Source organism: Paenibacillus sinensis (assembly GCF_019904155.1).
Lineage (GTDB): Bacteria > Bacillota > Bacilli > Paenibacillales > Paenibacillaceae > Paenibacillus_AQ > Paenibacillus_AQ sinensis.
In genome coordinates this window covers 24,578-30,855 of the sequence record NZ_JAHCMB010000199.1, presented here as the reverse complement: position 1 = coordinate 30,855, position 6,278 = coordinate 24,578, and the positions used below count along the sequence as shown (strand labels likewise).

Below are 6,278 nucleotides of genomic sequence, written 5' to 3'. Positions count from 1 at the left end.
CTGTGCAATACAGGAATCATCTTCTGTCGGTCGCTTAACTCTCTTTTTTCAAGTGTCCTTGACAAGGGGACCAGTTCATGGAGCGTTACTCCAGTCCGGCTTTCTTATTGAGAGTTGATTCGCGTACGATCAGCTTGGATTGAAGAAGCAGGGATGAGGACGGCAGCTCGGGCTGATTTATTCGTTCGATCAGCACCCGCGCAGCCGTGGCGCCGAGTTCAAACGTGTCGATGAAGAGGCTTGTTAACGGCGGATTCGTATATGGCGAGAACGGGTAGTCGTCGAACGTTGCGATTCCGAGCTGTCCAGGTATGGAAATGCCCGCCTGTTGAGCCGCCTTGAGCGCTCCAAACGCGACATAGTTGTTCATGCATACGAGCGAATCCGGCGGATGATGACTTCGAAGCAGCTCAAGCGCTGAATGAAAGCCGTGATTCTCGTCCGCTACGCCATGAATCGTCCGGTCTTCCCGAAACCCGATTCCTGCCTCCAGCAGCGCTTGGCTGTAGCCTTGGTGACGCTTCGAGCAGATATACTCCCCTTGCTCGCCTCCGATGAAGGCGATATCCGAATAACCCTCCGCGAGCAGATGGCCGGTGAGTATACGGCCTCCTTCGGCATTGTCATAGTCGACCCAGGGTACCGGCCTTGAATGGTATTCACCCATCGATACGAACGGGAAGTCGAGGTCGTTCAAGGTCTCGATCATCTCATCATTCAAAACGATGCTGTTCGTAATCAGTCCGTCGATGCGTCCGCTTCGGATCAGCCGGTCGATGACGCTAAGTTCCGTAGCTTCCTGCTGTAAATTGGCAATCGTCAATTCGTATTTTAACGGGCTGATGACGCTCTCGATTCCGACCAGTATGTTATAGAAGAACGGGTTGGCATGCTCGCTCTCTTTGGAGATATCGAACAGTATTCCAATATTATGGCTTTTTCGCTTCGCCAGACGGGTTGCGATGCTGCTTGGCGTGTAGTTCATCTGCTTCATGATTTCCCGAACTCTCGCCTTCGTCTCATCGGAAATCTTGGGAGAATCGTTCAGCACTTTGGATACGGTGGATTTCGCTACATTGGCCGCCTTGGCGATATCTTGTATCGTAACCTTCATGAGCCACCCTCTCGGTCATAATGAAGTGGGGAAACCACTTTCGCTCTTGGAGAAAAATAACACCTTTATCAACCAATATAACATATTCGGTTTGGAACGACTACGAACATTCATAGGGTGAACCCTCCCAAAGAGATCAAGTTGGCTGATCCGCTCCAGAATGAAGGTTGGTTCGCATGAGCACGGGAACTTGGGAACCTTTCTCAGTGTTGCTCGTTTTTTTCTGAAAAAGTGTAAGGTCTCCGGCAGCCTCTTCGTCTATAATGCGTGAAGGAGGTGCACAAGATTGGTTGATCATCCCGGCGCCCGGATCGAACAATGGTTTCGGGCCTACAGCAATGATGTCTATCGCTTCCTAGTCTACTATACAGGGAGAACGGATCTGGACGATCTGGTGCAGGAGACGTTCATCCGCGCACTTAAGGCCATCCGGCATACGGAGGTTGAGAACCCCAAAACCTGGCTCCTGTCCATTGCCCGGAATGCGGCGATTGATGACAGACGAAGGGCGAGGCTGATCGGATGGCTGCCGGATACGGTTCTTCAGCATATGGTGTCGCGGGACCGCACTCCGGAAGAATCGCTGGAACTCAGCGAGGACAAGCGTATGCTCTACGACCTTATCAACCGGCTAAAACGTTCCTATCGGGATGTCCTGATCCTGCGCGGCATCAAGGGGCTGTCCAGCAAAGAGACGGCGGAGGTGCTCGGCTGGAGCGAGTCCAAAGTGAATGTCACGATGCATAGAGCGATGAAGGCGATTCAGCACAAAAGGAAGATTTCAGGATCGGAGGTGATTCGGGATGCCGTCATTCGATGAACAGATCGTCTTGAACGAACTGCGGAGCCTTCCGGACCAGAGACTTACGGACGAACGCAGCGAGATGATTCTGGAGAAAATACGGGGGCAGCAGCCGCGAGTCGAGAAAGCGCATCGGCGCGGGACACATCTGGGATGGACGGTGACCGTGCTTATCACCTGTCTCGTATTCGCCGCATTGATCGGGGTGAAGCCGCTGGGCTCCCTGCTGGAGCCAAAGGGCAAGATGTCCGCTGTCGACCCCGAGTATGTAACGGCTGCAAGGAAGGCTGTGCAATCGCTCGGCGTAGAGCGTAAATTTCGTTTTGACGTGATGGAGCGTGAATCGGATTACTGGATTGTGCGGACCGAGAACCGCGAGGCGATTGTAACGTTTACGCCAAACACGACCAAAGTGCTTAGTGTCTCGGCTACGGTGAAGGCCGGCGATCTGCCGAAGGTGTACCAACCCTTCGAAGAGACGGCGCGCGCTGTGCTGCAGGAGACGAAGCAGCCGCTTCGCTTTCAAACTGTCAACCTGTTTCGCAACACAGAAGGCACGAGTCTATACTTCCAAGCTAATGACAATCAGTTTGTGGGCGTTGACTCGGCGAACCGGGTGAACGGTTACTCCCTGAACTTCAAGCTGGAAGACATGGACCGGGAGCTTGTATCCGCCGCAGAGCAGGCCCTCTCACCTCTGGCGGGGGGGCAGACTCTATCTTTTGCTACAGTTCAGAAATACTCGGATAAACGGGAGGGCATGTGGAAACTTACCGATAAAGAGCAGAAATATTCCGTCACGCTTGGAGCAGTCACGCATCAAATCTATGAGGCGCAGTATTTCTCGGATCAGTACCAGTACCGCATCAAGTCGGCTGACGAAGCGGTAACGGTGTCGAAGCCGCTGATTCAGGCTATTTTTGGCACGGACATTACGGGCTATAAAGTATACGGCGGAAGAAGCTGGGGCGGGTATGTGCTGGTAAGCACCGGAAAGCCGAGTTTCTCGGTGTTACTCGGTGACCTTGAGACCGGCGGGATTATCGGTATCCATGTGCTCGCGCAATAAGCGTGGGGGAATGATCGGATTAACTTGTTAACAAGCGGGCGCCGTTGCCCCGGGGATTCATCTTCGGGCGCAGGGGCGTCTTTTTATATGCTGCTTCAGTATAACTCTGGCTCTCCGCTCAAATACCCGAGGCTGCTTCGACCAACGCTCCACTTTAATATGGACTTAACCCTCCAGCCTGTACCGTCGCGGCGAACAGCCGATCGCTTTGATAAATTCCCGGTTGAAGTAGCTGATATTGTTAAAGCCCACCGTTCGTGCGATTTCGGCGATTTTGAGATCAGTCTCCATCAGCAGGGTGCAGCTCTGGAGAATCCGGTAGCGGATGACGTACGCAATGGGCGTCTGGTTCATCACTTCCTTGAATGCGGTGCAGAACTGCGAGACGCTCATCGGCAGGAGATCGGCCAGCATCTTTAAGGCGATTTCCTCGCCGTAATGGGCCTGAATATAGGAAAGCACCGGCTGCATGCGCTCGATTTTGTAGGCGGGATTGCCCGAAGGGACAGCGGCAGCCGGGATAGCGTGACGGTAGCAGTGATGCCATATCTCAAGCAGCTTGCTCCTCAGCAGAAGCTCTATATCCTCCAGTGGAAAATGCGACAGCGAATCGATCTCCATCAGCCGCCGGTTCACTTCCTTTTGCCAATCCTCCACGCCCTTCAGATGCTTCACGAATTCCAGCTCGCCCTTCAGCACCGGATGCACGAACCGGGAGTAGACGGCGCTCTGCTGCTTGTCGCCGAACAGATTGGGATGGAAGACCACTACACATGCCTCGCAAGGCATTCCCCCAAGCGACCGGGCGGCATGCAACTGATTGGATGGAATAAAGAGTCCTTCTCCAGCCTGCACCTCATATTCTTCCTGATCCTCGATCGTATAGACAACCGCGCCTTCCAGAACGGTAACGAATTCGAATTCAACATGCCAATGAAGATAGAAGTAGTTCTCCACTCCCGCCGGATAGCTCAAATGATGGATCGCGATGGGCAGCAGGGTTGTGCCGTGCACTACATTTTCCTTGAAGATCATCTTGGGTCTCACCGGGAATCGCCTCCGTTCCGAAAAGGGAAAGATTGTGTTAGTTATCAGCAATTTACTTCAAGTATGAAGCCAAAACAAGAAATATAATACCAGTAGATTCTACTTCAAAAATACGGTAACCGCCAATGACAAAGGAGGAGCATACATGAACTTCTGCATGGAAGGCAATCGTCTGGTCGGCCGGTCGGGCGCCGAGACGCTCTGGATCGAGCCCTGGGGCGAGAACTCACTGCGTGTCCGCATAACAAAGGAAGCGGCAATGGACCCGAACGATTGGGCGCTGACGGACATTCCCAAGGAGACATCCGCCAAGATCTCCATTGAAGAGGTGGAGCTGATTGAGCCCTGGATTCCGGAGACGGACCGCGAGCGCTATGTGAAAAAGCTTCGGACCGCATCGATCACAAGCGGAGAAATTACGGCCTACGTCAATGCGGAGGGCTGGCTGTCGTTCCGGGGCAGCGACGGGGAGATTCTGCTGGAGGAATACTGGCGCGACCGCAACCGGATCGACCGGTACTGCGCACCGCTGCGCATCGAAGGCCGGGAGTTGAAACCGCTTACCGGATCGAGCGACTACCAGCTGACTCTGCGCTTTGAAGGCTATGAAGGCGAGAAGATTTTCGGGCTGGGCCAGTACCAGGAAGGCATCCTCGATAAAAAGGGAGCCACGCTGGAGCTGGCGCACCGCAACTCCCAGAGCAGCGTTCCCTTCATGCTGTCGAGCCGGGGATACGGCTTGCTCTGGAACAATCCGGCGATTGGCACGGTGACGTTCGGGACGAACCGTACCGAATGGACGGCGGCCAGCACGAAGAAGCTCGATTACTTCATCACGGCGGGCAGAACACCGGCGCAAATTGAAGAGCAGTATGCGAACGCCGTCGGCAAGGTCCCGATGATGCCGGAGTACGGACTTGGCTTCTGGCAGTGCAAGCTGCGGTACCGCACCCAGGAAGAGCTGTTGGGTGTGGCAAGAGAGTACAAGCGGCGGGGCATCCCGCTGGATGTGATCGTGGTGGACTTTTTCCACTGGACGAAGCAGGGGGATTTCAAATTCGAACCGAGAGACTGGCCGGACCCGGATGCGATGATCGCGGAGCTGAAGGAGATGGGGACCGAGCTGATGGTGTCGGTATGGCCGACGATCGACAGCCGCTCTGAGAATTACGGCCCAATGGCCGAAGAGGGCTATCTGATCTCCGCCGACCGGGGGATGAACATCAATATGAACTGGATGGGCGAGACGGTCTTCTTCGATGCGACTCATCCTGGGGCGAGAGAATATGTGTGGCAGGCGTCCAAAAAGAACTACTACGACAAGGGCGTCCGCCTCTTCTGGCTGGACGAAGCCGAGCCGGAGTACGGACCGTACGATTTTGACCTGTACCGGTATTATCAGGGTCCGGCGCTGCAGTGTACGAACATATACCCTCGCGAGTATGCCAAGGGCTACTATGAAGGATTGGCGGCGGAAGGGCAGGAGGGCGTCTGCAATCTCGTGCGGGCCGCCTGGGCAGGCAGCCAGCGGTATGGCGCGCTGATCTGGTCCGGCGACATTTCCTCGACCTTCCGGGCGATGCGCGAGCAGCTTCAGATCGGCCTTAACATGGGAATCGCCGGCATTCCGTGGTGGACGACCGATATCGGCGGATTCCTGGGAGGGTATGTGAAGGACCCGGATTTCCAGGAGCTGCTGCTGCGCTGGTTCGCTTTCGGCGTCTTCACGCCGGTCTTCCGGCTGCACGGGGAACGTGTGCCCCATATCGAGCCGGAACAGGCCGTGATCGACGGCGTCGCCCAGATGATGACGGGCAGCGACAACGAAATCTGGAGCTACGGGGACGAGAATTATGAGATCATGAAGGATTTCATCTTCATGCGGGAAAGACTTCGTCCTTATGTCAGAGCCTGCATGGCTGACGCGCATGAGAAGGGGACGCCGGTGATGCGGACGATGTTCTACGAATTCCCTGAAGACGACGCCTGCTGGACGGCGGACTCGCAGTATATGTTCGGCCCGGATATTTTGGTAGCGCCGGTCTTTGAGCTTGGGCAGCGCAGCCGGGAAGTCTATCTGCCGAAGGGCCAGACCTGGAAGAGTGCCAAGACCGGCGAAGTCTTGGAGGGCGGCCGGACGGTGTTAGTGGAAGCGCCGGTGAACGAGATTCCGCTGTTCATCAGAGCAGGCAAGGAGCTGCCGATTTATTGAGGCGCGGCGGGCAGCCGAACCCTGCTGCTTGGCT

General features: G+C 55.2%; 5 protein-coding genes. 3 read left to right on the top strand and 2 right to left on the bottom strand.

The genetic code is table 11. From position 1 onward, the window contains the following. Positions 1 to 85: 85 nt before the first annotated feature. A complete protein-coding gene (locus tag KIH86_RS24875; protein ID WP_223080815.1) occupies positions 86 to 1,114 on the bottom strand; it encodes a LacI family DNA-binding transcriptional regulator in 1,029 nt (342 codons plus the stop codon). Between the two features lie 286 nt (positions 1,115 to 1,400). Between KIH86_RS24875 and KIH86_RS24870 the strand changes: the two genes are divergently transcribed. Both KIH86_RS24870 and KIH86_RS24865 read left to right on the top strand, forming a co-directional pair. Further along, positions 1,401 to 1,934: an RNA polymerase sigma factor gene (locus tag KIH86_RS24870; RefSeq protein ID WP_223080814.1), complete on the top strand. Its 534-nt coding sequence runs from the start codon at positions 1,401 to 1,403 to the stop codon at positions 1,932 to 1,934. Next, positions 1,918 to 2,985 (top strand): hypothetical protein, encoded by a 1,068-nt coding sequence (locus KIH86_RS24865; protein ID WP_223080813.1) that lies wholly within the window; start codon positions 1,918 to 1,920, stop codon positions 2,983 to 2,985. Before KIH86_RS24870 ends, KIH86_RS24865 begins: the two co-directional genes overlap by 17 nt. A 165-nt stretch (positions 2,986 to 3,150) precedes the next feature. Here KIH86_RS24865 and KIH86_RS24860 read toward each other — a convergent pair whose 3' ends face one another. Further along, positions 3,151 to 4,032, bottom strand: a complete 882-nt coding sequence (locus tag KIH86_RS24860) for an AraC family transcriptional regulator (protein WP_223080812.1) — start codon at positions 4,030 to 4,032, stop codon at positions 3,151 to 3,153. A 145-nt stretch (positions 4,033 to 4,177) separates the two neighbouring features. Between KIH86_RS24860 and KIH86_RS24855 the strand changes: the two genes are divergently transcribed. Continuing rightward, positions 4,178 to 6,244, top strand: a complete 2,067-nt coding sequence (locus tag KIH86_RS24855; RefSeq protein ID WP_223080811.1) for a glycoside hydrolase family 31 protein — start codon at positions 4,178 to 4,180, stop codon at positions 6,242 to 6,244. Positions 6,245 to 6,278 lie beyond the last annotated feature (34 nt).

Coding starts and splice junctions, on each gene's coding strand:
- KIH86_RS24865 (WP_223080813.1), top strand. CDS start 1,918: ATGCCGTCATTCGATGAACAGATCGTCTTGAACGAACTGCGGAGCCTT.
- KIH86_RS24875 (WP_223080815.1), bottom strand. CDS start 1,114: ATGAAGGTTACGATACAAGATATCGCCAAGGCGGCCAATGTAGCGAAA.
- KIH86_RS24855 (WP_223080811.1), top strand. CDS start 4,178: ATGAACTTCTGCATGGAAGGCAATCGTCTGGTCGGCCGGTCGGGCGCC.